The organism is Bacillus sp. FJAT-27251 (assembly GCF_001273925.1).
Lineage (GTDB): Bacteria > Bacillota > Bacilli > Bacillales > Cytobacillaceae > Mesobacillus_B.
On record NZ_LIGG01000001.1, the window covers coordinates 1,393,184 to 1,419,022 of the forward strand.

22 protein-coding genes and 1 riboswitch are annotated in these 25,839 nt (G+C 50.1%); of the genes, 21 read left to right on the forward strand and 1 reads right to left on the reverse strand.

The features are described 5' to 3' along the window. The first annotated feature begins 657 nt into the window (after window positions 1-657). The 14 genes from ADU22_RS06585 (at window position 658) to purD (ending at window position 14,604) form a co-directional block, all read left to right on the forward strand. A complete protein-coding gene (locus tag ADU22_RS06585; RefSeq protein ID WP_053361435.1) occupies window positions 658-1,209 on the forward strand; it encodes a DUF2179 domain-containing protein in 552 nt (183 codons plus the stop codon). Then, a complete protein-coding gene (locus tag ADU22_RS06590; RefSeq protein ID WP_053361436.1) occupies window positions 1,196-1,399 on the forward strand; it encodes an NETI motif-containing protein in 204 nt (67 codons plus the stop codon). The genes ADU22_RS06585 and ADU22_RS06590 overlap by 14 nt, the downstream gene beginning before the upstream one ends. A 174-nt stretch (window positions 1,400-1,573) precedes the next feature. Beyond that, window positions 1,574-1,675: riboswitch (purine riboswitch) on the forward strand. Window positions 1,676-1,818: 143 nt separating this feature from the next. After that, window positions 1,819-2,307: a 5-(carboxyamino)imidazole ribonucleotide mutase gene (gene purE, locus ADU22_RS06595; protein ID WP_053361437.1), complete on the forward strand. Its 489-nt coding sequence runs from the start codon at window positions 1,819-1,821 to the stop codon at window positions 2,305-2,307. Continuing rightward, window positions 2,294-3,448 (forward strand): 5-(carboxyamino)imidazole ribonucleotide synthase, encoded by a 1,155-nt coding sequence (purK, locus tag ADU22_RS06600; RefSeq protein ID WP_502688758.1) that lies wholly within the window; start codon window positions 2,294-2,296, stop codon window positions 3,446-3,448. The genes purE and purK overlap by 14 nt, the downstream gene beginning before the upstream one ends. A 1-nt stretch (window position 3,449) precedes the next feature. Next, window positions 3,450-4,742: an adenylosuccinate lyase gene (gene purB / locus ADU22_RS06605; RefSeq protein ID WP_053361438.1), complete on the forward strand. Its 1,293-nt coding sequence runs from the start codon at window positions 3,450-3,452 to the stop codon at window positions 4,740-4,742. Between the two features lie 128 nt (window positions 4,743-4,870). After that, the gene (purC, locus tag ADU22_RS06610; protein ID WP_053361439.1) at window positions 4,871-5,590 is read left to right on the forward strand and encodes a phosphoribosylaminoimidazolesuccinocarboxamide synthase; all 720 of its coding nucleotides are present in this window, start codon (window positions 4,871-4,873) and stop codon (window positions 5,588-5,590) included. After that, on the forward strand, window positions 5,583-5,837 hold the full coding sequence (gene purS, locus ADU22_RS06615; protein WP_053361440.1) for a phosphoribosylformylglycinamidine synthase subunit PurS: 255 nt from the start codon (window positions 5,583-5,585) through the stop codon (window positions 5,835-5,837). Before purC ends, purS begins: the two co-directional genes overlap by 8 nt. Next, window positions 5,834-6,517: a phosphoribosylformylglycinamidine synthase subunit PurQ gene (gene purQ / locus ADU22_RS06620; protein ID WP_053361441.1), complete on the forward strand. Its 684-nt coding sequence runs from the start codon at window positions 5,834-5,836 to the stop codon at window positions 6,515-6,517. Before purS ends, purQ begins: the two co-directional genes overlap by 4 nt. Further along, on the forward strand, window positions 6,501-8,717 hold the full coding sequence (purL, locus tag ADU22_RS06625; protein WP_053361442.1) for a phosphoribosylformylglycinamidine synthase subunit PurL: 2,217 nt from the start codon (window positions 6,501-6,503) through the stop codon (window positions 8,715-8,717). Before purQ ends, purL begins: the two co-directional genes overlap by 17 nt. Continuing rightward, window positions 8,702-10,096, forward strand: coding sequence for an amidophosphoribosyltransferase (purF, locus tag ADU22_RS06630; protein ID WP_053361443.1), 1,395 nt, complete (start codon window positions 8,702-8,704; stop codon window positions 10,094-10,096). The genes purL and purF overlap by 16 nt, the downstream gene beginning before the upstream one ends. Before the next feature lie 64 nt (window positions 10,097-10,160). Beyond that, window positions 10,161-11,204, forward strand: coding sequence for a phosphoribosylformylglycinamidine cyclo-ligase (gene purM / locus ADU22_RS06635; RefSeq protein WP_053361444.1), 1,044 nt, complete (start codon window positions 10,161-10,163; stop codon window positions 11,202-11,204). Then, a complete protein-coding gene (purN, locus tag ADU22_RS06640) occupies window positions 11,201-11,785 on the forward strand; it encodes a phosphoribosylglycinamide formyltransferase (RefSeq protein WP_053361445.1) in 585 nt (194 codons plus the stop codon). The genes purM and purN overlap by 4 nt, the downstream gene beginning before the upstream one ends. Next, window positions 11,782-13,317, forward strand: a complete 1,536-nt coding sequence (gene purH, locus ADU22_RS06645; RefSeq protein ID WP_053361446.1) for a bifunctional phosphoribosylaminoimidazolecarboxamide formyltransferase/IMP cyclohydrolase — start codon at window positions 11,782-11,784, stop codon at window positions 13,315-13,317. The genes purN and purH overlap by 4 nt, the downstream gene beginning before the upstream one ends. A gap of 18 nt (window positions 13,318-13,335) precedes the next feature. Further along, on the forward strand, window positions 13,336-14,604 hold the full coding sequence (gene purD / locus ADU22_RS06650) for a phosphoribosylamine--glycine ligase (RefSeq protein WP_053361447.1): 1,269 nt from the start codon (window positions 13,336-13,338) through the stop codon (window positions 14,602-14,604). Between the two features lie 46 nt (window positions 14,605-14,650). Here purD and ADU22_RS06655 read toward each other — a convergent pair whose 3' ends face one another. Then, complete coding sequence (locus tag ADU22_RS06655) at window positions 14,651-14,923, reverse strand: YgaP family membrane protein (protein ID WP_053361448.1); 273 nt, start codon at window positions 14,921-14,923, stop codon at window positions 14,651-14,653. Between the two features lie 163 nt (window positions 14,924-15,086). On the opposite strand from ADU22_RS06655, the gene ADU22_RS06660 reads away from it, so the two are divergent. The 7 genes from ADU22_RS06660 (at window position 15,087) to ADU22_RS06690 (ending at window position 25,667) form a co-directional block, all read left to right on the forward strand. Then, complete coding sequence (locus ADU22_RS06660; protein ID WP_053361449.1) at window positions 15,087-16,826, forward strand: adenine deaminase C-terminal domain-containing protein; 1,740 nt, start codon at window positions 15,087-15,089, stop codon at window positions 16,824-16,826. Between the two features lie 61 nt (window positions 16,827-16,887). Further along, entirely contained in the window at window positions 16,888-17,904 is a 1,017-nt protein-coding gene (locus ADU22_RS06665; protein WP_053361450.1) for a DUF3048 domain-containing protein, read from the forward strand. A gap of 34 nt (window positions 17,905-17,938) precedes the next feature. Further along, complete coding sequence (locus tag ADU22_RS06670) at window positions 17,939-18,253, forward strand: YerC/YecD family TrpR-related protein (RefSeq protein ID WP_046526041.1); 315 nt, start codon at window positions 17,939-17,941, stop codon at window positions 18,251-18,253. A 1,062-nt stretch (window positions 18,254-19,315) separates the two neighbouring features. Next, on the forward strand, window positions 19,316-19,999 hold the full coding sequence (pcrB, locus tag ADU22_RS06675) for a heptaprenylglyceryl phosphate synthase (protein ID WP_053361451.1): 684 nt from the start codon (window positions 19,316-19,318) through the stop codon (window positions 19,997-19,999). Window positions 20,000-20,089: 90 nt separating this feature from the next. Continuing rightward, the gene (gene pcrA / locus ADU22_RS06680) at window positions 20,090-22,369 is read left to right on the forward strand and encodes a DNA helicase PcrA (RefSeq protein ID WP_053361452.1); all 2,280 of its coding nucleotides are present in this window, start codon (window positions 20,090-20,092) and stop codon (window positions 22,367-22,369) included. Between the two features lie 50 nt (window positions 22,370-22,419). Further along, on the forward strand, window positions 22,420-24,426 hold the full coding sequence (ligA, locus tag ADU22_RS06685) for an NAD-dependent DNA ligase LigA (protein ID WP_053361453.1): 2,007 nt from the start codon (window positions 22,420-22,422) through the stop codon (window positions 24,424-24,426). Between the two features lie 59 nt (window positions 24,427-24,485). Further along, a complete protein-coding gene (locus ADU22_RS06690) occupies window positions 24,486-25,667 on the forward strand; it encodes a CamS family sex pheromone protein (protein ID WP_053361454.1) in 1,182 nt (393 codons plus the stop codon). Window positions 25,668-25,839 lie beyond the last annotated feature (172 nt).

The window sequence follows — 25,839 nt, forward strand, 5'->3', positions numbered from 1 at the left end:
TTAAAATAAAAGGAGTTTTTCCGGTTATAGGGATCAGAATCATGAATTTTGCCCTCTTTTGAGAAGATAAGGGGAATTTCTCCCCCTATTTCTGTTTCTTATGGTGCCTCTGCGTACAATAGCCGGAAATTCTCCCATTAATAATTCTCATGCCTCTTTGGGAATCAACAATGGATAATAACAGAGCCTTGTTTTTAAATAAAAAAATCAGGAAATGTAGATATCGGGATGAATTATGTCGATATTCTCCCTAACGGTGCAGAAATAATCAAAAAATCTGTAGAAACGGAGGCCGCTTATGTAAAAAATAGCCATTTTCCATGTAGAAATCCATTTTAATAAATCTCTCAATTTAATTTACTCTACACTTTACCCGCTTTATTCTCCGATTTATGGGTTTTACTCTACGCTTTCTGCATTTTACTCTACGAAATCCCCCGTTTACTCTACAAACACCATAATTTTACAAGTCATTTCAGGTCGCACCACCTTAACTGAGGGCACGAGAACCGTCCCCCTGCACCACATAGTTTTAACCTATTAAAAATAGGAAAACATACTATAAGGACTATTGTCGCAATATGGGCAACTGTCTTTACAAACCCTGGCTTTTCTGTGAATATAAGTTGTATTGCGTCATTAGAAGGAGGGAATGGAATGCTTGAGAATAGTTTTATCATGGTGGCTATCATTCTCATCATAAACATTGTATATGTATCATTTTTTACCATCAGGATGATCCTTACCCTGAAAGGGCAGCGCTATATGGCTGCAGCCATAAGTACTGTCGAGGTCGTTATTTACGTTGTTGGCCTTGGGCTTGTTCTGGATAATCTGAATCAGATACAAAACCTGGTTGCGTATGCGGTTGGTTACGGGCTGGGGGTTATTGTCGGGATGAAGATTGAGGATAAGCTTGCGCTCGGCTACATAACCGTTAATGTGATTACAAAGGAATATGACAGGGATCTGCCAAAAGTGCTGCGCGCGCAGGGATATGGAGTAACAAGCTGGGCGGCAAATGGGCTTGAAGGGGACCGTATGGCACTGCAAATCCTGACACCGCGGAAGTTTGAATTGAAGCTGTACCAGCAGATTAAAGAGCAGGACCCCAAAGCATTTATCATCGCCTATGAACCAAAAACAATACATGGCGGTTTCTGGGTGAAGAATGTAAGGAGGGGAAGGCTGTTCAATGGCCAAAAGTAACAGGAAGATGATGTTTGAAGTGGGTGAAAATGAGACACTCAGCGAGTGCCTTGACCGGATCAGCAAAGAGGGGTATACGCCAATCCGGAGAATTGAGAAGCCTATTTTTAAAGAAGTCATTAAGGACGGCGTTGCAGAATACGAGCCGGCAGGCAGGCAAATCCTGTTTGAGGCAAAGCCGGCCGAATGAAGAATGCAATGGGGGAAGAACCTTCAGCCCCCGCATATTCGGGCGTTTGAAAAAGCCTGGATTCCTTTAAAACAGCTAGGCGCTAAAATACGAACATTATCATACTGGAAATACCTATTGTTCGATTATTGATTGACAAAATGCCGAAACTGTTGCTAAGATGTAGGTGGAATTAATTAAATGTAGATTTTCCTTCATATAATAATGGGGATATGGCCCATGAGTTTCTACCCAATGACCGTAAATTATTGGACTATGAGGGGAAGTGGTTTTTATATGGAAGGGAAAAGAGATATGCCCAGGATGGTGCCTGGGGATGGTTTCTTTGTCATCAGCCCGGACAGACTGCTTTCTCTCCAGCTTTAGAGAAGGATTCTGTCCGGGTTTTATTTTACCTCAGGGGAACAGGGGATGAGAAAATGGAGGCCACGGTTGGCGTTATTATGKGAAGTACATCTGACTGGGAGACTATGAAGCATTCTTGCACGGTTCTGGACCAGCTTCAGATACCTTATATAAAAAAAGTAGTTTCAGCACACCGGACACCGGAGCTGATGTTTGAATTTGCAGAAACTGCACGTGCGGAAGGAATAAAGGTCATCATTGCCGGGGCGGGCGGAGCCGCTCACCTGCCTGGAATGGTCGCAGCCAAAACGACACTTCCTGTCATCGGCGTCCCGGTGCAGTCGAAGGCTCTTAACGGTCTCGACTCGCTCTTGTCCATCGTCCAAATGCCAGGAGGCGTTCCAGTGGCGACAGTGGCGATCGGCAGTGCGGGGGCAAAAAATGCCGGTCTTTTGGCAGCTCAAATCCTGTCGGTAAGTGATGGGGAAATCGCCGATCGGCTGGAAGCATTAAGGGAAGAAACAAAAAAAGCGGTTATGGAAAGTAGTGATCAACTTGGCTAACCTTATTCTACCGGGACAGACTATAGGTATCATCGGCGGAGGACAGCTTGGCAGGATGATGACGCTGGCAGCCAAGGCAATGGGTTTCCGTGTCGTGGTACTCGATCCTACTGAGGATTGTCCCTGCGGCCAGGTCGCCGATGAGCAGATTGTTGGAGCCTATGACGATTTGAAGGCCATACAACAGCTCTCTGAAAAAAGTGAAGTTATCACCTACGAGTTTGAAAACATCAGTGCCGAGGCGCTGGAATGGCTGGAGGCCCAAGCTTATGTCCCGCAAGGCACCGAGCTATTGAGAATTACCCAGGATCGTACCCTTGAAAAAGCAGCCATCCAGGCAGCAGGAGTGGACGTTGCACCTTACACCATTATCAATCAGCTTGAAGATGTCCATTCAGGCATCAAAGAAACAGGCCTGCCGGCGGTCCTGAAGACGGCCAGGGGAGGGTATGATGGGAAAGGCCAGCTCGTCATTCGCCATCATGACGACTTGAAGGGAGCCGAGGACCTGGTGAAGCAAGGCCAATGTGTATTGGAGAAGTGGATTCCGTTCGAGAAGGAAATTTCCGTCATCATCACCCGGAATCCTGCTGGTGAAACAGAGGTCTTTCCGGTTGCGGAAAACATCCATGAAAATAATATCCTTCACCAGACGATTGTACCGGCAAGGATTAGCGCGGCTGCCGAGGAAAAGGCAATCAGGAAAGCCAAACAGCTGGCTGAGGCCCTGAAGCTGACCGGCACGCTGGCTGTGGAAATGTTTCTGACCGATGATGAACAGATTTACATAAACGAGCTGGCGCCAAGGCCGCATAACTCGGGGCACTACACAATCGAGGCATGCGAGACATCCCAGTTTGAACAGCATATCAGAGCGGTGGCAGGCTGGCATCTTGCCAGCACCAACCTGCTGAAGCCGGCGGTAATGGTCAATATTCTTGGCCAGCACCAAGAGAGGCTGCTTGAGAAAGCCGGTTCCCTCCAGGACTGGAAAATCCACCTTTACGGAAAAAAAGAAGCCAAATACGGACGGAAGATGGGCCACGTAACCCTGTTGCGCGACAATGTCGAACAGGCGGTCAATGAGGCAGACAGCAGCGGGGTATGGAATACGGAAGCAGAGAAGATCGGAGGGAAATAAATTGATCGATCGTTATACAAGACCCGAAATGGGCGCTATCTGGACGGAAGAAAACAGATTCAAGGCATGGCTTGAAGTCGAGATCCTTGCTTGCGAAGCCTGGTCACAATTGGGGGATATCCCTAAAGAAGATGTAGAGAAAATCAGGGAGAACGCTTCTTTCGATATCAACCGGATCAAAGAGATTGAAGAAGAGACGCGCCATGATGTCGTTGCTTTTACAAGGGCAGTTTCGGAAACGCTCGGCGATGAACGGAAGTGGGTCCACTACGGCCTGACTTCAACTGATGTGGTCGATACGGCACTTTCGTACTTGCTCAAGCAGGCAAATGCCATTATTGAAAACGACCTTGTCCGCTTTGTCGAGATTCTTAAAAATAAGGCACAGGAGCATAAATACACAGTCATGATGGGCCGCACACACGGGGTCCATGCCGAGCCAACTACATTTGGCCTAAAGCTCGCATTGTGGCACGAGGAAATGAAACGAAACCTTGAGCGATTCCGCCAAGCTGCAGAAGGAGTGGAATTCGGTAAAATCTCCGGGGCAGTAGGCACCTATGCCAATATCGACCCGTTCGTTGAAAAGTATGTGTGTGAAAAGCTGGGCTTGCAGGCAGCTCCGATTTCCACGCAGACGCTGCAGCGCGACCGCCATGCCCACTACATGTCGACCCTTGCTCTGATTGCGACCTCCATCGAGAAGTTCGCTGTGGAAGTACGCGGTCTGCAAAAGAGCGAGACACGTGAAGTGGAAGAGTTCTTTGCCAAGGGACAGAAAGGCTCATCTGCCATGCCGCATAAACGCAACCCTATCGGTTCGGAAAACATGACCGGATTGGCACGCGTCATCCGCGGCTATATGATGACATCCTACGAAAACGTTCCGCTCTGGCATGAACGCGATATTTCGCATTCCTCCGCAGAACGGATCATTCTGCCTGATGCAACGATTGCCCTTAACTATATGCTGAACCGTTTTGGCAACATCATTAAAAACTTGACGGTCTATCCGGAAAACATGAAGCGGAACATGGACCGTACGCTGGGCCTGATTTATTCGCAGCGCGTCCTGCTGGCCCTGATTGAAAAAGGAATGAGCCGCGAAGAAGCGTATGACACCGTCCAGCCTAAAGCAATGGAAGCATGGGAAAAGCAAGTGCCGTTCCGCGGCCTGATTGAAGAGGAAGAGAAAATATCAGCGCTGCTGTCACCAGATGAAATTGAAGATTGTTTTGATTATAACTACCACATCAAACATGTGGACGCCATTTTTGAAAGGCTTGGTCTGTAAATCTGAATAGAAGGCAGGAGGTTTCCTGCCTTTTACAAAAAAACAATTGAAAAGGCAGTATTCCTTGCCTTTTCAGATTAAACTCAGACTGAATATTCCTAATCTTCTTATTCGAGGGAGCGGTAAAAATGGAGAAAAAAGAACTGTTGTATGAAGGGAAAGCCAAGCGGGTTTACCGCACAAGTGAAGAAAATACCGTCTGGCTGGAATACAAGGATTCGGCAACAGCTTTCAATGGCGAAAAGAAAGCACAGATTGCCGGCAAGGGACGGTTGAATAACGAGATTACCAGCCTGCTATTTTCGAAGCTTGCAGAAAATGGCATACAGTCGCATTTTATCCGCAAAATATCCGAAAATGAACAGCTTGTCCAAAAGGTCGATATCATACCGCTGGAAGTGGTTGTCCGTAATATGGCAGCCGGAAGCTTCTCCAGACGCCTAGGCCTTGAAGAAGGACAAAAGCTGAAGCGCACCCTGATTGAATTCTGCCTTAAAAATGATGAATTGGGAGATCCGCTCATCACAGATGACCATATTGACATCCTCGGGATTGCCACTGCCAGCGAGGTTGCCAGCTTAAAAGAGCGGGCGCTGGAAGTGAACAAGGCCTTATCCGCATTATTCGAAGAAATTGGCGTTCGTCTGGTTGATTTTAAACTTGAGTTTGGCAAGGACGAGGCTGGAAACATCGTACTCGCTGATGAGGTATCACCGGATACATGCCGCCTCTGGGACATAAAAACGAACGAGAAGCTGGACAAAGATGTATTCCGCCGTGATTTGGGGAATTTGACACAAGCATATCAAACTATACTGGAACGATTGGGAGGAAAAATGCATGTATAAAGTAAAGGTGTTTGTCACGTTAAAAGAAAGTGTCCTGGATCCACAGGGAACCACAGTTAAAAGGTCCTTGAACTCAATGGGGTACGAAGATGTCCAGGATGTCCGTATCGGAAAGTATATGGAACTGACAATCTCTGAATCTGTCGCCAATCTTGATGAAACGGTGAAGGAGATGTGCGAACGCCTTCTCTCCAACCCAGTAATTGAGGATTACACTTACGAGGTTGAGGAGCGTGTAGCACAGTGAAATTTGCCGTGATCGTTTTTCCAGGCTCCAATTGTGATGTTGATATGTACCATGCCGCTAAGGATGAACTTGGTGAAGAAGCGGAATACGTCTGGCATGATGCCGTCAGCCTTGAAGGATATGATGCGATCTTGCTTCCGGGAGGATTCTCCTTTGGCGATTATCTCCGTACCGGGGCGATTGCCAGATTCAGCCCGATTATGAAGGAAGTCATCAAGGCCGCACAAGATGGTAAGCCCATTTTGGGAGTGTGCAATGGATTTCAGGTCCTTCTTGAAGCAGGATTGCTTCCGGGTGCCATGCGCAGAAACGAAAGTCTGAAATTTATCTGCCGCCCAGTCGGCCTCCGTGTTGAAAACAATGAAACGATGTTCACCTCATCTTACGAAAAAGGTGAAGTTGTCCAAATTCCGGTTGCCCATGGGGAAGGGAATTATTACTGTGACGAGGAGACCCTTTCCACTTTGAAGCAAAACAACCAAATCGTGTTTACTTATGAGAATAACCCTAATGGCAGCCTTGAAAACATTGCCGGAATCGTCAATAAACAGGGCAATGTCCTTGGGATGATGCCGCATCCGGAACGGGCAGTTGACCCGCTTTTAGGCGGAGCTGACGGCCTGAACCTATTCAAATCGATTGTCAAACAATGGAGGGAATCACATGCAGTTAAAGCTTGAGCCAAGTCCAGAGCAAATTAAGTCAGAAAAGGTATACCGCGAGCTTGGGGTCTCGGATGACGAGTTCAAGCAGGTTGAAGAGATTCTTGGACGCCTGCCGAACTATACGGAACTTGGGCTTTTCTCCGTCATGTGGTCTGAACATTGCAGCTATAAAAACTCCAAGCCTGTCCTCCGGAAATTTCCCGTAACCGGTGAACGTGTTCTCCAGGGGCCGGGAGAAGGAGCCGGAGTCGTTGATATCGGCGACGGCCAGGCAGTTGTTTTCAAAATCGAAAGCCATAACCATCCATCCGCCATTGAGCCGTACCAGGGTGCAGCCACAGGTGTAGGCGGAATCATCCGTGACGTCTTCTCCATGGGAGCGAGGCCTATTGCCCTGCTGAACTCTTTGAGGTTCGGAGAATTAAAATCGGCTCGCGGCAAATACTTGTTTGAAGAAGTAGTCGCAGGTATCGCTGGGTACGGAAACTGCATCGGCATCCCGACTGTTGGCGGCGAAGTACAATTCGACCCTTGCTATGAAGGGAATCCGCTCGTCAATGCGATGTGTGTCGGTCTCATCAATCATGAAGACCTCCAAAAAGGCCAGGCGCATGGCGTTGGCAACACCGTTATGTATGTTGGAGCCAAGACAGGACGTGACGGCATTCACGGGGCAACTTTCTCCTCCGTGGAATTGTCGGAAGAATCGGAAGAAAAACGCTCTGCTGTTCAGGTTGGCGATCCGTTTATGGAAAAGCTTCTCCTTGAAGCCTGCCTTGAAGTGGTCAAAAGTGATGCACTCGTGGGCATCCAGGACATGGGGGCAGCCGGCCTGACAAGCTCGTCAGCAGAAATGGCCAGCAAAGCAGGCTCCGGGATTGAAATGTACCTTGACCTTGTGCCTCAGCGGGAAACAGGCATGACAGCCTATGAAATGATGCTTTCCGAATCCCAGGAGCGCATGCTGCTTGTTGTTAAAAAGGGACGGGAACAGGAAATCACCACTATTTTTGAAAAATACGGACTTGAAGCCGTTGCGGTCGGGAAGGTAACCGACGATAAGATGCTCCGCCTTATCCATAATGGCGAAATTGTGGCCGATGTTCCTGCCGATGCCCTTGCCGAGGAGGCACCAGTCTATTACAAGCCATCCAGGGAACCTGAATACTTCCGTGAATTCCAGGCCACAGAGAATGAAGTTCCAGCAGTGGCAGATGTGCAAGAAACGCTTTTAACTCTTTTAAAGCAGCCTACGATTGCCAGCAAAGAATGGATTTACGACCAGTACGATTATATGGTGAGAACCAATACAGTGGTGGCTCCAGGTTCCGATGCTGCGGTTGTCCGGATCAGGGGCACGGAAAAAGCATTGGCGATGACGACTGACTGCAACTCAAGGTACATCTACCTTGATCCGGAGACAGGCGGCAAGATTGCTGTAGCTGAAGCGGCGCGGAATATCGTCAGCTCAGGTGCCGAACCCCTGGCCATTACCGATTGCCTGAACTTTGGTAATCCGGAAAATCCGGAAATCTTCTGGCAGCTGGAAAAAGCGGCCGATGGCATAAGTGAAGCATGCCGTGCCTTCAATTCCCCGGTCATCAGCGGGAACGTTTCATTAAACAACGAGACAAACGGGACGGCTGTCTATCCAACACCAGTCATTGGAATGGTCGGATTGGTGCACAAGCTTGAAGATGTGACCACCCAAAGCTTTAAGGCCGCAGGAGACGCCATTTATCTTCTTGGTGAAACAAAACCTGAATTTGGCGGCAGCGAGCTGCAGAAACTGCTTCATGGCGAAATTTTTGGCAAAGCGCCGGGTCTTGACCTTGAAGTTGAAACGAAGAACCAGAAGCAAGTCCTGGCGAGCATTCAGGCGGGCCTTGTCGCTTCGGCGCATGATGTAGCAGAAGGCGGAGTCGCCGTTGCATTAGCAGAATGTGCAATCAGTTCAGAAGGCCTTGGAGCCGAAGTCAGTCTTGAAGGGGATGCGGTGTCAGCCTTATTCAGCGAGTCGCAGTCCCGCTTTATTTTGTCGGTAAAACCAGAGCATCAGGCAGAGTTTGAAAGAAATACAGATGCCGTGAAGATCGGCGTAGTGACAGATTCACCGGTATTAAAAATTTCCGTCAATGGTGAAAAGGCCGTTGAGGTTGGTGTAAAACAAATGAAAGAGGCCTGGAAAGGAGCCATTCCATGCTTGCTGAATTAAAGGGTTTAAACGAAGAGTGCGGTATATTCGGGGTCTGGGGACATGAAAATGCTCCCCAGATCACTTACTACGGATTGCACAGCCTGCAGCACCGCGGCCAGGAAGGAACGGGGATTGTGACCACGGACGGCAAGAAGCTCACTGGAGCCAAAGGAGAGGGGCTTGTTACCGAAGTGTTCACCGCTGACGTCATTGGCGAGCTGTCGGGAACAGGCGCCATCGGGCATAACCGGTATGCGACTGCAGGAGGCGGCGGATATGAAAATGTACAGCCGTTGCTTTTCCACTCGCAAACAGGCAGCCTGGCGCTGGCCCATAACGGGAACCTTGTCAATGCGACCCAGCTCAGGCACCAGCTCGAAACACAGGGAAGCATCTTCCAGACCAGTTCGGATACAGAAGTGCTGGCCCACCTGATCAGAAGAAGCGGTTTCCCGCGTTTGCGCGATCAGGTAAAAAATGCTTTAACGATGCTAAAAGGCGCGTATGCCTTCTTGATTATGACCGAGAACGAAATGATGGTCGCGCTTGACCCGAACGGTTTAAGGCCGCTTTCCCTTGGCATGCTGGGTGATGCCTATGTGGTCGCTTCGGAAACCTGCGCTTTTGATATTATTGGTGCAGAATTTATTCGTGATGTGCTTCCCGGGGAATTACTGATCATCGATGAAAATGGGCTTCAGTCGGAGATCTACTCTGTTGCGTCCAACAGGGCGATGTGTGCAATGGAATATATTTATTTTTCACGGCCGGACAGCAACATACTCGGCGTCAATGTTCATAAAGCCCGCAAAAACCTGGGAAAACAGCTTGCTGCAGAAGCGCCGATTGAAGCGGATGTGGTGACCGGGGTGCCGGATTCAAGTATATCCGCGGCAATAGGCTATGCGGAAGCAACCGGGATTCCATATGAATTGGGTTTGATCAAGAACCGGTATGTTGGCCGGACCTTTATCCAGCCTTCGCAGTCACTGAGGGAACAAGGGGTAAAAATGAAACTGTCTCCTGTGCGCGGCGTTGTCGAAGGGAAGCGGGTTGTCATGGTAGATGATTCAATTGTCCGCGGCACGACCAGCAGGCGGATTGTCAATATGCTGAAAGAGGCGGGAGCCGCCGAGGTTCATGTGGTCATTAGCTCCCCGCCGATTAAAAATCCTTGTTTTTACGGAATCGATACGTCGTCCCGCGAGGAATTGATCGCTTCCGATAAATCAGTCGAGGAAATCCGGCAGATTATTGGTGCCGATTCGCTCACGTTTTTAAGCGTCGAGGGAACGGCTGCGGCCATTGGGGAAACAGGAGGGCAATGCCTTGCTTGTTTTACAGGGAAATACCCAACCGAAATCTACCCCGAAGTACGCGAAGCCGAGAAATGCTGATCGATAACGATATGCATGTTAGGGGCAACACGAGCACTCAAGCTGAAAACTGGAGGTTGTAAAGATGGCGAATGCCTATAAGCAGGCAGGTGTGGATATCGAAGCAGGATATGAATCAGTGGAACGGATCAAGAAGCATGTTCAACGGACGGCACGGCAAGGAGTCCTTGGCAGTCTTGGCGGGTTTGGCGGAATGTTCGACCTTTCGAGCCTGGGCTTGAAGGAGCCTGTTCTTGTTTCAGGTACGGATGGCGTGGGGACGAAGCTGTTGCTTAGCATCATGATGGACCGGCATGAGACCATCGGCATTGATGCTGTTGCAATGTGCGTCAATGATATCGTGGTCCAGGGAGCAGAGCCGCTGTACTTCCTCGACTATATTGCCTGCGGAAAAGCGGAGCCCTCCCGGATTGAGGATATTGTCAAAGGGATCGCGGATGGCTGCGAGCAGGCTGGCTGCGCCCTTGTCGGCGGGGAAACGGCCGAAATGCCAGGCATGTATGCTCCCCAGGAATATGACCTTGCCGGCTTTGCGGTTGGGGCATGCGAAAAATCGGCCATCGTGGACGGAAGCCGCATTCAAGAGGGGGATGTGCTGATCGGCCTGGCCTCAAGCGGGATCCATAGCAATGGATATTCGCTTGTAAGACAGGTTTTCCTCGAAAAAGGCGGTTTTAAGCTCGATCAGTTTGTTGAAGAGTTGGGCTGCACGCTTGGCGAAGAACTCTTGAAGCCGACCAGGATTTATGTGAAGCCCCTGCTTGCAGCCCTGAAGAAATTCAGCCTGAAAGGGATGGCTCATATCACTGGCGGCGGATTTGTAGAGAATATCCCAAGAATGCTCCCGGCAGGGCTGGGTGCAGTCATCGAGGAAGGCAGCTGGGAAATCCAGCCTGTGTTCAAGCTGCTGGAGAAGACTGGCGGGCTTGAGCGGCAGGAAATGTATAATATTTTTAATATGGGCATTGGCATGGTGGTCGCCGTATCACAGGATGAGGCTGAAGCAGTGATGGAACACTTCACAAGCTGCGGGGAGCGGGCTTCCGTCATTGGAAGGGTGACCGGAGAGACTGGAGTAAAGGTCAGCCCATCTGGAGGCGCAATATGAAAAAAGTAGCTGTCTTTGCTTCTGGGAACGGCAGCAACTTCCAGGCGATCCTTGATGCCGTGCAGGCGGGAACGCTCAACGCTGAAATCAGTTTGCTTGTCTGTGACCGTCCGGGGGCTTTTGCTGTTGACAGGGCGGCAAGGGCGGAAGTGCCTTTCTTTATTTTTAACACGAAGGACTTTATGGATAAGGCAGCCTATGAGATGCTAATATTGGAGCAGCTGAAAAAGCTGGAGATTGACTTTATTGTGCTTGCGGGCTATATGCGCCTGATTGGGCCGACTCTGCTAAAAGCGTATGAAGGCAGGATTATCAACATCCATCCCTCGCTTCTGCCGGCTTTTCCCGGTAAGGACGCCATCGGCCAGGCATTTGCCGCCAAGGTCGCAAAAACCGGAGTGACCGTCCACTATGTCGACTCCGGCATGGACACAGGCGAGGTGATCGCCCAGCGAAGCGTCGATATAGAGCCAGGTGAAACGAAAGAGTCGCTCCAGGCTAAAATCCAGCGTGTGGAACATGAATTATATCCAGTCGTTGTGGAGAGGCTTTTGAACGGACAGAAGGAGGCAGCATTATGATGAAAAGAGCTTTACTATCAGTATCAGACAAAAATGGAATTGTGGAGTTCGCCAGGGAGCTTGAACAGCTTGGGTTTGAAATCGTATCGACCGGCGGAACCAAAAAGGCGCTTGCCGAAGGCGGTGTGCCTGTTGTCGGCGTCAGTGAAGTGACTGGATTCCCTGAAATTTTGGAAGGGCGGGTGAAAACTCTTCATCCAAAAATCCATGGCGGCCTCCTTGCAAAGGCTGGCGAGGAGAACCACCGCCAGCAGCTTGAGGAGCATGATATTACGCCGATCGAACTGGTATGTGTGAATCTTTACCCATTCCAGCAGACGATTGCCAAGCCGGACGTTTCTGTGGAAGAAGCGATTGAAAACATCGATATCGGCGGACCGGCGATGCTTCGGGCTTCGGCAAAGAACCATGAATACATAACAGTCGTTGTGGATCCCGAAGATTACCAGACCGTCCTGAACGAGTACAGAGAAAGCGGCCGCACAGAGGCAGCAACCCGCCGCAGGCTGGCGGCAAAGGTATTCCGCCATACAGCGTCCTATGATGCCATGATTGCGGAATATATGACCAAGCTCGCAGGGGAGGAAAACCCGGAAAAGCTGACGGTGACATATGAGCTGAAGCAGACATTGCGCTACGGAGAAAACCCGCATCAGAAAGCTGCTTTTTACCGCAAGCCGCTTGGCTCTCCGTTTTCGGTGGCCAATGCCGAGCAGCTGCATGGCAAGGAACTGTCTTATAACAATATCAATGACGCCGATGCAGCATTGCAGATTGTAAAGGAATTCTCCGAACCGGCGGCGGTTGCCGTCAAGCATATGAACCCATGCGGTGTTGGTGTCGGCGCATCCGCGTACGAGGCTTTCACAAAAGCATTCGCCGCGGACCCGGTTTCCATTTTCGGCGGAATTATTGCGTTTAATGCCGAGGTGGATGCCGAAACGGCAGGCAAGCTTCGTGAAATCTTCCTTGAGATCATCATTGCTCCATCCTTCAGTGCGGAAGCGCTGGAAATTTTACAAAGCAAAAAGAACCTTCGCCTGCTGACTTTGCCTTTTGAACAGGACAAGCAGCAGGAAAGAAAGCTGACGTCGATAGAGGGAGGCCTGCTTTCCCAGGACCAGGATGTGTTCGGGCTTGAGGAAGCGACTGTTTCCGTGCCGACCAAACGCGAGCCAACGGAAGAAGAGTGGGAAGCGCTGAAGCTGGGCTGGAAGGTTGTTAAGCATGTAAAATCAAATGCCATTGTGGTGGCCGGCAAAGATGCGACCATCGGCATTGGCGCAGGGCAGATGAACAGAGTCGGCGCTGCGAAGATTGCCCTTGAGCAGGCTGGCGGGAAAGCCGAAGGATCTGCACTCGCATCGGATGCCTTTTTCCCAATGGACGATACGGTGGAAGCGGCGGCCAAGGCCGGAATTACCGCCATCATCCAGCCGGGCGGTTCCATTCGTGACGAGGATTCCATCAAGAAAGCAGACGAGTACGGAATCGCGATGGTGTTTACCGGAGTAAGACATTTCAAACACTAAAAGTTAAGAGGTGGAAGAATGAAGGTCCTTGTTATTGGAAGGGGAGGCCGGGAACACGCCATTTGCCGCAAATTGAGCGAAAGTACGCAGGTGGAAACCGTCTTTGCGGCGCCAGGTAACCCTGGTATGGAAGATTGCGCCGTCTGCGTCGATTTGGCGGAGAGCAATCAGGAAGCACTGATTGATTTTGCGAAGAACGAAGAAGTTGGCTTGACCATTATCGGTCCGGAAGTTCCGCTGTTGGAAGGCTTGGCAGACAGATTTGCCGAGGCGGGGCTCAAAGTGTTCGGTCCACGAAAGGCCGCGGCTGAGATTGAGGGAAGCAAGTCCTTCGCCAAATTCCTGATGGATAAATACGAGATTCCAACCGCGGGGTTTGAGGTTTTTACCGACTTTGCCCAGGCAAAGGAATATGTTCAGGCAAAGGGTGCGCCGATTGTCATTAAGGCGGACGGACTTGCTGCCGGCAAGGGAGTTACCGTGGCAATGACCATTGAGGAAGCCGTCAGTGCCCTTGAAGAGATGCTGCTGAATTCCAGGTTTGGCGAAGCCTCTTCCCGTGTTGTCGTGGAAGATTTCCTCGCCGGGGAAGAATTCAGCCTGATGGCGTTCGTCAATGGTGAAACCGTGGTTCCCCTTGAGATTGCCCAGGACCACAAGCGCGCCCATGATGGCGACAAAGGGCCCAATACCGGCGGCATGGGTGCCTATTCTCCGGTTCCTTTCATTGATGGAAAAATGGTGGCAGAAGCAGTCGATAGCATTGTCAAGCCCGCAGCGCGTGCGCTTGCAGCCGAAGGCCGGAATTTCACAGGCGTATTGTATGCAGGGCTGATCCAGACGGAAGATGGCCCAAGGGTCATTGAATTCAATGCCCGTTTTGGCGATCCCGAGACACAGGTCGTGCTGCCGCGGATGAAATCGGATTTGGCAGCAGTGATTTTGGAACTGCTTGAGGGCGGACAGCCTGAAATCGAATGGGATGAACAGGCCGTGCTTGGAGTAGTTGCCGCTGCTGCTGGTTACCCTGAAGCTTATGAAAAGGGAGCAGAACTCGCCGGGCTGGAAGAACTTTCTGATGTGTATGTGTTCCATGCTGGCACCGTCAGGAATGAAGCCGGAGCCTTTGTAACAAACGGCGGCCGGGTGCTGCTGGCTGCAGCGAAGGCAGATACCCTTGAATCAGCACAGGACCAGGTATACCAGGAACTCGCTAAACTGCGATGTGAAAGTGTGTTTTACCGAAAGGATATTGGCTCCCGGGCCATTAACCGGGTGCTTTCATAATATAGAAAAAAGCCTGCATCGATGCAGGCTTTTTTCTATTCAATCTTCAGGTCGGATTATAAGGAATCATTTGGTCCTGTTCTTCGTCATTGTCACGTTTCTCCTCCATCATTTCCTGTCCTTCTTCGTAAAGGGCAGTCAACGGACAGTAGCGGACAATGCCTTCTCCTACTTTCATGGCAGCAAGAAAGGCAACGACCAGGTATGATTCCCGCCATGGTCGCTTGACCATTTTGGATGTAGCCCAGCTGAGCATGGTAAGTCCGCAAGTGATGCGCACAAGCGCATTGATGATTCCTATATTGGGTCTGACATTCATGGGAGTCGCTCCTCCTTCCAATTTTCAACGAAATGGAAATTCTTTAGTGCGTTAAAACGTAAAATATGTTACTATAAATGTAAGGGCTTTCTTTTTGCAACCCTTTTTTACTGACCGCAAAGGCATAGCCTTAAAAAGATATATGATCGAGAGGGAATACCGTATGGAACAGCGTTACAGATGGAAAAACAAACAGCTACGAGCCCATGCAGCCGTATTGGACGGCACCCTTTCACCGACGATTCTGTTGAAAAATGCAACCTATTTAAACCAGACATTCCGCAAATGGATGACGGCCAATATTTGGATTTACAAAGACCGAATCGTGTATGTTGGTGATAAACTGCCGGCCCGTACAAATAAGTGTGAAATAATCGATTGCCGGGAAGGCGTGATTGTACCTGGTTATATCGAGCCGCATGTGCACCCGTTTCAATTATATAATCCCCAAACGTTTGCAGCTTATGCATCGCAGCATGGAACCACCACTCTAATCAACGACAACATGGTGCTTGCTTTGCAATTGAATAAAAGGAAAGCGTTTTCTTTCCTTGAGGAAATGAAGCATCACCCTGTTTCCATGTATTGGTGGTGCCGCTATGACAGCCAGTCGGAGATTCAGGAAGAGGAGAGCGTTTTTTCAAATGGCAATATCAAAGCCTGGCTTGAGCATGATTGTGTGGTCCAGGGCGGTGAGCTGACTGGCTGGCCGAAGCTTATGGACGGCGATGACATGATGCTGCACTGGATGCAGGAAACAAAACGCATGAATAAAAAAATCGAGGGCCATTTCCCGGGAGCTTCCGAAAAGACCCTTGCCAAGATGATGCTCTTTGGCGCCGATTGCGATCATGAAGCGATGACGGGTGAAGAAGTGGAGCGCCGCCTGATGCAGGGGTATATGGTCTCGCTCCGCCATTCTTCCATCCGTCCGGACCTTCCAAGACTGCTTGATGAAATACATGAGCGGGACATCGCCGTCTATGACCGATTTATGCTGAATTCGGATGGTTCCTCCTCTGCTTTTTATGAAGAGGGAGTTTCCGACAAGCTGATTAAGATCGCGTTGGAACACGGTGTACCCGAAATCGATGCTTATAATATGGCAACAATCAATATTGCCCGCTATTATGATTTCGAACATCTTCACGGCAATATCGCAACCGGCCGGATCGCCAACCTGAACTTTCTTTCCAGTAAAAACGACCCGACGCCAGTCTCCGTTTTGGCGAAAGGCCAGTGGGTCAAGCGGGATGGGAAGAAGGTGGATTGCTTTCCTAAAGCCGATTGGAGCCAGCTTGGATTTGATCCATTAGTAATGGATTGGGGCCTTGATATGGATGACATGCAGTTTTCCATGCCCTTCGGAATCAAGATGGAGAACTCCGTCATCACAAAACCGTACACGATTTCCATTGATGTTTCAATGGAAAGGCTATCAGCCAACCATGATGAATGCTTCTTCATGCTGCTGGACCGCAATGGAAAATGGAGGGTCAATACTGTCCTCAAAGGTTTCGCCGACAGCCTTGGGGGACTTGCCAGTTCATTTTCAAGCACCGGCGACATCATCCTGATCGGGAAAAGCAAGCGGGATATGCTGGATGCCTTTAACAGGATGAAGGAATTGGGCGGAGGAATTGTCATTTGCGACAATGGGAAAGTGGAGTGTGAAATTCCCCTGACGCTGGCCGGCCTGATGTCATCGAGGCCGGTCGAGGAGCTGATGGGCCTGGAGAAGGAACTGTTCGCCTATTTGAAGGATAGGGGATATCATTTCGAAGATCCAATCTACTCTTTGCTTTTCTTTTGTTCCACACATCTCCCGTATATCCGCGTAACCCAGCAGGGCTTTTATGACGTTATGAAGAAAACGGTACTCTTTCCAACGATAATGCGTTAAAATATAAAAGTATATAGAGAATAGGAGCATTGCCAGGGAAGAGTCTTAGGGGTGTTTACACGTGAAAAAATGGGTAGCGAGTTTGGCGGCTGTCCTGCTGCTCCTGCAAGGATGCAGCCAGGAAAAGGACGAAACGATAGAGAAGCCCGGGCAGTCCGATGAAAAAGCCGATAGTGTAAAAGAGGAGGAATTTGCTTTTCACTTTCCGCTTACCGGGGTAGGAACAAAAGCGGAGGCCGAGCAACGTGCCGTAGCCGTCATTGTCAACAACCATCCGAAGGCAAGGCCGCAATCGGGGCTCCATAAAGCCGACATTGTGTACGAGGTGCTGGCGGAAGGGGAAGTCACCAGGTTCCTCGCGATATATGAGAGCGAACAGCCGGAGAAGGTAGGTCCTGTCCGAAGCGCGAGGGAATATTTTATTGAGCTGGCGAAGGGATATGGCAGCTTGTTCGTCGCCCATGGATACAGCCCGCAGGCGAAGGAGATGCTGGCGAGCGGCTATATCGATGAGCTGAACGGAATCCAGTATGATGGCTCCCTGTTTAAGCGGGCCGACTTTCGCAAAGCGCCCCACAACTCATACATTACTTTTGACAATATAGAAAAGGGCGCTGGCCAGAAGGGCTACAAAATGGACCCGGCTCCAGCACCGCTGCCCTTCAGGGAGAACGGACAGCCGCAAGGGAAGAAGACGGAGGCTGCCATGATTTCTTACGGAAATCCAGCATTCGATGTACAATATGAGTATAATCAGAAGCAAGGGAAATACCATCGTTACAGTGATGGTGAAGAAAGCATCGACCTGGAATCAAAGGAGCCGGTGCTGCTGGACAATATCCTTATTGTGGAAATGGATCACAAGGTATTGGATGATGCAGGCAGGAGAAGCATTGGCCTTTCTTCGGGAGGCCGGGGCTACCTCTTGCAAAAAGGGGTCATGAATGAAGTTCAATGGGAAAATGTTAATGGCCGGATTTTGCCATTCATCGATGGCAAGCAGGCTGGATTTGTACCCGGAAAAACATGGATCAACATCGTTCCCTCAGTGGAGCAGGTTGCTTTCGCAGCTGAATAACCGCAGCTAATTTGGAATATAAGGGGTAGAATGAATGCAAATCGATAAATTAAGAGGAAGGGAACTGGACCAGCTTTTTAAATCGATCCTGTCCCTGAAAGATATGGAAGAATGCTATCGCTTTTTTGACGACCTTTGTACTGTCAATGAAATCCAGTCGCTGGCCCAGCGCCTTGAAGTGGCGCGGATGCTCCGCGAAGGGAACACCTACCATAAAATCGAAACCGAAACAGGCGCAAGCACCGCAACCATCTCCAGGGTCAAACGCTGCCTGAACTATGGCAACGATGCCTATGAAATGGCCCTCGAACGAGTCAAGGAAGACGAAACCAATACAGTGAAAGAGTAACAGGCTGAAGCGGCCATTGCCGCTTCGGTTTTTTTGATTTAAGGTTTGGTGTGGAGACTGAGGCTATTTTTTGCAAGATTGGGTGGGAAAGGGGTGTGGGTGGGGTTGTCAGAGCCCATTTTACCTGGTTTCGTCCCAAAAAGGTAACTGAGAAGGTCTGTCAGTGTCCGTTTTGTCAGGTTCAGGTCCAAAAAGGTATCTGAGAGCGTCTGTCAGAGCCCGATTTTCCCTGTCCCACCCAAAAAAGGTATCTGAGGGGGTCCGTCAGAGCCCGATTTGCCTGGTCCCGGCCCAAAAAGGTATCTGAGAAGGTCTGTCAGTGTCCGATTTGCCCGGATCCGTCCAAAAAAGGTAACTGAGAAGGTCTGTCAGTGTCCGTTTTTGCCGGTCCTCCACAAAAAAGGTAACTGAGAGGRCCTGTCAGAGCCCGTTTTGCCTGGTTCCAGCCCAAAAAGGTATCTGAGCGGGTCTGTCAGAGCCCGTTTTGCCCGGATCCGTCCCAAAAAGGTAACTGAGAAGGTCTGTCAGTGTCCGTTTTTGCCGGTCCTCCACAAAAAAGGTAACTGAGCGGACCTGTCAGAGCCCGTTTTGCCTGGTTCCAGCCCAAAAAGGTAACTGAGAGGGCCTGTCAGTTACCACTTTGCTCGGTCTCGCATAAAAAAGGTAACTGAGAGGGCCTGTCAGAGCCCGTTTTGCCCGGTTCCGTCCCAAAAAAGGTATCTGAGGGGGCCCGTCAGAGCCCATTTTGCCCGGTCCTGCTCAAAAAAGGTATCTGATGCGGTTTGTCAGTACCCGTTTTCCGCCATCCCACTCCAAAAAGGTATCTGAGCTGTTCTGTCAGAGCCCGTTTTCCGCCATCCCACCCCAAAAAGTATCTGAGCCAATGCCCCAACGCCCTTCGTCACTTCCCATCCCCGAAATCTGCGCTGAAACCCAGCTCCCACACCAATCGTTTACCCACCTCCCGCCCCCTTCGTTTTTTCCTCACCTTTCCTTTTTGATTGACTATAACAAATGCTATAATGGTGTAATGGAATTAGAGAGATTGGAGGCAACCTGAGAATGTACGATTTTCACGAGTGGCGTCACGTGTTTAAGCTGGACCCCGATAAGGAAATCCCGGATGAGGATCTGGAGAGAATTTGTGAATCGGGCACCGATGCCATTATCGTTGGCGGGACCGATGGAATCACGCTTGAAGGAGTGCTTGACTTAATGGCGAGAATCCGCCGCTATACGGTCCCCTGCATTCTGGAAGTATCCGACATCGAAGCCATCACTCCGGGCTTTGATCTTTATTTTATTCCAACGGTCCTCAACAGCCAGGACCCGAAATGGGTGACAGGATTGCATCAGGAGGCGGTAAAGGAATATGGCGACCTGATGGACTGGAATGAGGTCATGGTGGAGGGGTATTGCATCCTTAACCCGGAATGCAAAGCTGCGGAGCTGACAAAAGCGAACACAAATTTGACCATAGATGATGCAAGGGCATACGCGATGATGGCTGAAAAAATGTTTTCACTGCCGATTTTTTACCTTGAGTACAGCGGCTCCTTTGGAGATTCCTCATTGGTTCAGGCCGTGAAAAGCACGCTTGATAAAACCGTGCTTTTTTATGGAGGCGGCATTGAAACTGCGGAGCAGGCCGCAGAGATGAGCCAGGCCGCAGACGTCATTGTAGTCGGCAATTCTGTTTATCAAAACCTCGAAGAAGCATTGAAAACGGTAAAAGCGGTCAAGTAAAACAAAGCGGCGCGTCACAAAGATGAGTTGCCGGACTGCAGTCTCATGAGATAAAATAAGAACAAATGTTTGTATGGTGGTGAGCGATATATGCAATTTTTAACAGACCGATTATTGAACGGATTGAACCCTCAGCAGCAGCTGGCTGTGAAAACAACGGATGGCCCGCTCTTGCTGATGGCGGGTGCAGGAAGCGGCAAGACCCGGGTGCTGACCCACAGGATCGGCTATTTAATGGTCGAAAAAGGCGTCAATCCTTACAACATTCTGGCGATTACCTTTACAAATAAGGCGGCCAGGGAAATGCGCGAACGGATTCAAAGCATGATGGGAGGAGCCGCAGATGATATCTGGATTTCGACGTTCCACTCCATGTGTGTGCGCATTTTGCGGAGGAATATTGATCGCCTCGGGTACAGCCGCAATTTTACCATCCTTGATACCGGCGACCAGCAGTCAGTTATTAAAAATATATTGAAAGAAAAGAATATCGACCCGAAGAAATACGACCCGCGGGCAATGCTTGGAGCGATTTCATCAGCCAAAAACGAGCTGATTGGACCAGAGGAATTTTCCAAAAACGCTGGCGATTACTACGCGAATGTGGTGGCAGATGTTTACACAGATTATCAGAAACGCCTGCGCAAGAACCAGGCGCTGGACTTCGACGACCTGATTATGACCACGATCCAGCTGTTCCAGCGTGTTCCGGAAGTGCTCGAATATTACCAGCGCAAGTTCCAGTATATCCATGTCGACGAGTACCAGGATACGAACCGCGCCCAGTATATGCTGGTCAAGTTTTTGGCGGCCCGGTTCCAAAACCTTTGTGTTGTCGGCGATTCCGACCAGTCAATTTACCGCTGGCGCGGGGCGGATATTGCCAATATCCTGTCCTTTGAAAAAGACTATCCGAATACTAGCGTCATTTTACTGGAGCAGAACTACCGTTCAACGAAAAAGATTTTGCTTGCAGCGAACAAAGTCATTGAGAATAACCTGAACCGCAAAGCGAAAAATCTGTGGACCGAAAATGCCGAGGGGAACAAGATTGTGTACTACCGTGCGGACAGCGAGCAGGGAGAAGCACAGTTTGTCATCGGAAAAATCCAGGAGCTGGTCCGTTCGGGCAATCGAAAACTTTCGGATATTGCGATTTTATACAGAACCAATGCCCAGTCCCGTGTAATCGAGGAATCTTTCCTTAAGTCGAACCTTGAATACACCATTGTCGGCGGCACGAAGTTCTATGACAGAAAGGAAATCAAGGACATCCTTGCTTATCTGCGCCTGATTTCCAACCCGGATGACGACATCTCCCTGCAGCGGGTCATCAATGTACCAAAGCGGGCCGTAGGGGCAACTTCGGTCGATAAAATTGCCAACTTTGCGGCGATGCATGATCTTTCGATGTTCCAGGCGCTTGAAAGCCTTGAACTGATCGGCCTGAGTCCAAAAGCAGCCAAGGGAGTGGCCGAATTCCGGGATATGATCCGCAATTATACGAATATGCAGGACTTTTTATCTGTCACGGAGCTTGTCGAAGAAGTCCTTGAAAAGTCCGGCTACAGGGATATGCTGAAAGCGGAAAAGTCGCTTGAATCCCAGAGCCGCCTCGAGAACCTGGATGAATTTTTAACAGTGACCAACAGCTTTGAAGAAAGCAGTGAAGATAAAAGCCTGATCGGGTTCCTGACGGATCTGGCTCTTGTTGCGGATATTGACAAGCTGGACGAAGATGGCCAGAAGAGCAGCGAAGCCGTCACCCTTATGACGCTCCACTCTGCAAAAGGGCTGGAGTTCCCGGTTGTCTTTCTGATTGGAATGGAGGAAGGCGTATTCCCGCACAGCCGCTCCTTGATGGAAGAGGCGGAAATGGAAGAAGAACGCCGCCTGGCCTATGTAGGCATCACCAGGGCCGAAGAGGAACTTTTCATCACCAACGCCCAGATGCGAACCTTGTTTGGACGCACCAACATGAATCCCGAATCCCGGTTTATAAAAGAAATACCGGAAGAATTGGTGGAAAATGCAAATGAAGCAATCCGGCAGAAGGCTGCGTCAAGGCAGGCATCTCCATTTGGAGGAGCATCAAGGGGAAGTTCATATGGTTCTTCAAGAGGACAAACCACTCCGTTTGGCACGCCGCGCCAGCCGCGCGCTGCGGTAACAAGGCCGGCAGCGGCTTCCACCGGCKGAGATGAGCTGGACTGGAAGGTGGGCGACAAGGCCCAGCACGGCAAATGGGGAGTCGGCACCGTCGTCAGCGTAAAAGGTTCCGGAGAAGGAACCGAGCTGGACATCGCGTTCCCAAGCCCAACCGGCATCAAAAGGCTGCTGGCCAAGTTTGCGCCGATTACGAAAGCATAATGCAACCTGGAAAGTAAAAACCTTGAAAACACATGGAAAGGGCTGGATCTATGGATCGTCAAACAGCAGAAACAAGAGCGGCAGAGCTGCAAAACCTTTTGAATCAATATGGCTATGAATATTATGTTCTTGATAAACCATCCGTGCCCGATGCGGAATATGACCAGCTGCTGAGGGAGCTTGCCGACCTCGAGAACCAATACCCGGAGCTTAGGACGCCGGACTCTCCGACTCAGCGTGTCGGCGGAGAAATTCTTGACATGTTCAGGAAGGTGGAGCATACCTCCCCAATGCTAAGCCTCGGCAATGCCTTCAATGAACAGGATTTAAGGGATTTTGACCGCAGGGTCCGCCAGGCTGTTGGCGACGATGTTTCCTATGTGTGTGAATTGAAAATCGATGGCCTCGCGGTAACCCTTCGTTATGAAGCGGGACTGTTTGCTCTCGGGGCTACCCGCGGCGATGGAACCATTGGCGAGGATATTACGTCCAATTTAAGGACAATCCGCTCCATACCGCTCCGCCTGAGCGAGCCGGTCACAATGGAAGTGCGCGGGGAAGCTTTCATGCCAAAGCGGTCATTTGAAGAGCTCAACAAAGCGAAGATGGAGAGGGGCGAAGAACCATTTGCCAATCCGCGCAATGCGGCAGCAGGTTCCCTCCGGCAGCTTGATCCGAAAATCGCAGCATCAAGAAATCTTGATATCTTCCTGTACGGCATTGCCGATCCTGGGGAAACGGGAGTCGCTTCCCATAGCGGCGGCCTTGATTACCTGGAGAAACTTGGTTTTAAAACGAATAAGGAGCGCCAGAAGGCTGCCAATATCGAAGAAGTAATCCAGTTTGTCGGAAGCTGGGGCGAAAAGCGCCCGCATCTACCGTATGATATTGACGGGATTGTCATAAAAGTGGATTCCCTGGAGCAGCAGCGCCAGCTTGGCACGACGGTGAAGAGCCCTCGCTGGGCGACCGCCTATAAGTTTCCGGCAGAGGAAGTGGTCACGACCCTGAAGCAGATCGAACTGAGTGTCGGCCGGACTGGTGTGATTACGCCAACCGCCATTCTTGAACCTGTCCAGGTGGCCGGAACAACGGTTCAAAGGGCTTCCCTCCACAATGAGGACCTGATAAGGGAGAAAGACATCAGGCTTGGTGACAAAGTGGTCATCAAGAAGGCGGGAGATATCATCCCCGAAGTAGTCAATGTGCTGGCAGAGCAGCGCACCGGCAATGAAGTGGAGTTCGCGATGCCGACCCATTGTCCTGAGTGCGAAAGCGAGTTGGTCCGTATTGAAGGGGAAGTGGCCCTGCGCTGCATCAACCCGAAATGTCCTGCACAGATCAGGGAAGGTCTGATCCACTTTGTTTCCCGTGGCGCCATGAATATCGATGGGCTGGGGGAAAGGGTTATTTCCCAGTTGTTTGCTGAAAAATTGATTGAAGATGTTGCCGATCTGTACAAATTGACAAAAGAACAGCTGCTGGGCCTTGAGCGGATGGGCGAAAAGTCGGCCAGCAATCTTTTGGCCGCCATTGAGGCCTCGAAGAGCAATTCGCTTGAAAAGCTGGTATTTGGCCTCGGAATCCGCCTTGTCGGCGCTAAAGCGGCAAAGACACTGGCGCAGGAGTTTGGCACAATGGACAGCCTGATGGAGGCATCCATCGAGCAGCTGGTTGCGATCAATGAAATTGGGGATAAAATGGCCGACTCGGTTGTCACCTTCTTTGACAGCGATGAGGTTAGGGAACTGATCGGCGAACTGAAAATAGACGGAGTCAATATGGAATACAAAGGCCCAAGGCCGGTTGCTGCCGAAGAGTCTGATTCTTTCTTCGCAGGCAAGACCGTTGTGCTGACAGGGAAGCTTGAACAGATGGGCCGAAATGAGGCTAAGGAAAAGATAGAAGCCCTCGGCGGCAATGTGGCGGGAAGCGTCAGCAAGAAAACGCATCTTGTCATTGCCGGAGCCGATGCCGGTTCGAAGCTGGATAAGGCACAAAGCCTTGGAATTGAAGTATGGGATGAAGAGAGACTGCTTGAGGAATTGAATAAATAGGCTATCATGGCAGTTGAAGGAATCAAATGCCAGGGTCTATCGAAAGAGGTGGAAACGGCATGAAAAAGTGGCTGCAAATGACCGCTGTTTCTGTTGTCCTGCTGCTGTCGGCCTGCGCGCCGAATTTCCAGCAGGAAGACCGGGTCGTCCAGGAAAAGGACGATGAGAACAATGAGAAAGCGATAATACCAAAGTATAAAATCTCGGAAAATTTCTACCGGACCATCATGCCTTTCGAGCCAAGCGAGGCGCGGGGCATGGTCGTGAACAACCTGAACACCCGGTACGATATCCATGAGTTTGAAACGGGTCTGATGCGAATCGCCCAAAACAGTTTTGATACAAATAAATATGTATTCAAGGAAGGCCAATACCTGGACAGCAAGACGGTGGGTTCCTGGCTTTCCCGCAAGTACACAGCCGAACAGCTAAAGGACAAAGAAATGAAAGAGGAAGATAATGTAGGATTGAACCCGGTTGACCCAGGAAAAGGGGATCTTCATGACCGCAATAAAAAAAATCCCATCTACCTCGCCCACATCCTTGAGCATAATTACCTCGAGGAAGTAAGCGGCAAAAAAGGCACCTACCAGCTGGGCGGTGTTGTCATCGGCCTTGCTTTGAATTCCGTCCATTATTATCGACTTGAGGATTATGGAGCTGTTTATGAAACCAAAATAGATCACGCTGAACTTGAACGGGAAGGTAAAAAAATCGCCGGGGAAGTCGTGAAGCGTCTAAGGCAGATGGAAGAGCTGAAGAATGTTCCAATCACGATTGCCTTATTTGAGCAGGAAAGCCGTTCTTCCGTGACTCCCGGAAATTTCTTTGCCTATGCAGAGGTACCGCGGGGCAGCAGCAACCTGGGAGGCTGGCAGGAAGTCAGGGAAAATTATGTTCTTTTTCCATCCTCCGAAGCGGAGCAAAACCATCGTGATGATATGACATGGTTTTCCAACTTCAAGCAGGACGTGGAAGAATACTTCCCTAATTTCAACGGAGTAGTCGGCAAAGGCTTTTATCTTGACGGCCAGCTTCAGGACCTGAACATCAATATTCCGATCCAGTTTTACGGGAAATCTGAAGCGATCGGCTTCACCCAGTACGTAACCGGGCTCGTGATGGAGCACTTCCCAGCCTACGTTTCCGTACAGGTAAGCGTGTCATCGGTCAACGGCCAGGAAGCACTCATCGTTCGCAAGCCAAACCAGGATGAACCATTTGTGCATGTGTATCAGTAAATAAGAGAAAACCAGCCCCCGGGCTGGTTTTTGTTGTGTCAGGGAGTGGGGAGGTGGCAAATAGGAGGGGGAGTTTGGCTAATAGAATAGTGAATCTGGACAATAGGAGCGCGGAACCGGACAATAGGAATGCGAATTCGGGAGATAGAAAATGCGCTGGCAAATAGAACGT

Bases quoted from the DNA above. Each gene is read 5' to 3' on its own strand.
- purD (WP_053361447.1), top strand. From the start codon at position 13,336: ATGAAGGTCCTTGTTATTGGAAGGGGAGGCCGGGAACACGCCATTTGC.
- purC (WP_053361439.1), top strand. From the start codon at position 4,871: ATGGAGAAAAAAGAACTGTTGTATGAAGGGAAAGCCAAGCGGGTTTAC.
- purL (WP_053361442.1), top strand. From the start codon at position 6,501: ATGCAGTTAAAGCTTGAGCCAAGTCCAGAGCAAATTAAGTCAGAAAAG.
- ligA (WP_053361453.1), top strand. From the start codon at position 22,420: ATGGATCGTCAAACAGCAGAAACAAGAGCGGCAGAGCTGCAAAACCTT.
- ADU22_RS06655 (WP_053361448.1), bottom strand. From the start codon at position 14,923: ATGAATGTCAGACCCAATATAGGAATCATCAATGCGCTTGTGCGCATC.
- purN (WP_053361445.1), top strand. From the start codon at position 11,201: ATGAAAAAAGTAGCTGTCTTTGCTTCTGGGAACGGCAGCAACTTCCAG.
- ADU22_RS06590 (WP_053361436.1), top strand. From the start codon at position 1,196: ATGGCCAAAAGTAACAGGAAGATGATGTTTGAAGTGGGTGAAAATGAG.
- purM (WP_053361444.1), top strand. From the start codon at position 10,161: ATGGCGAATGCCTATAAGCAGGCAGGTGTGGATATCGAAGCAGGATAT.
- ADU22_RS06670 (WP_046526041.1), top strand. From the start codon at position 17,939: ATGCAAATCGATAAATTAAGAGGAAGGGAACTGGACCAGCTTTTTAAA.
- purH (WP_053361446.1), top strand. From the start codon at position 11,782: ATGATGAAAAGAGCTTTACTATCAGTATCAGACAAAAATGGAATTGTG.
- ADU22_RS06585 (WP_053361435.1), top strand. From the start codon at position 658: ATGCTTGAGAATAGTTTTATCATGGTGGCTATCATTCTCATCATAAAC.
- ADU22_RS06660 (WP_053361449.1), top strand. From the start codon at position 15,087: ATGGAACAGCGTTACAGATGGAAAAACAAACAGCTACGAGCCCATGCA.
- ADU22_RS06690 (WP_053361454.1), top strand. From the start codon at position 24,486: ATGAAAAAGTGGCTGCAAATGACCGCTGTTTCTGTTGTCCTGCTGCTG.
- purS (WP_053361440.1), top strand. From the start codon at position 5,583: ATGTATAAAGTAAAGGTGTTTGTCACGTTAAAAGAAAGTGTCCTGGAT.
- pcrB (WP_053361451.1), top strand. From the start codon at position 19,316: ATGTACGATTTTCACGAGTGGCGTCACGTGTTTAAGCTGGACCCCGAT.
- purF (WP_053361443.1), top strand. From the start codon at position 8,702: ATGCTTGCTGAATTAAAGGGTTTAAACGAAGAGTGCGGTATATTCGGG.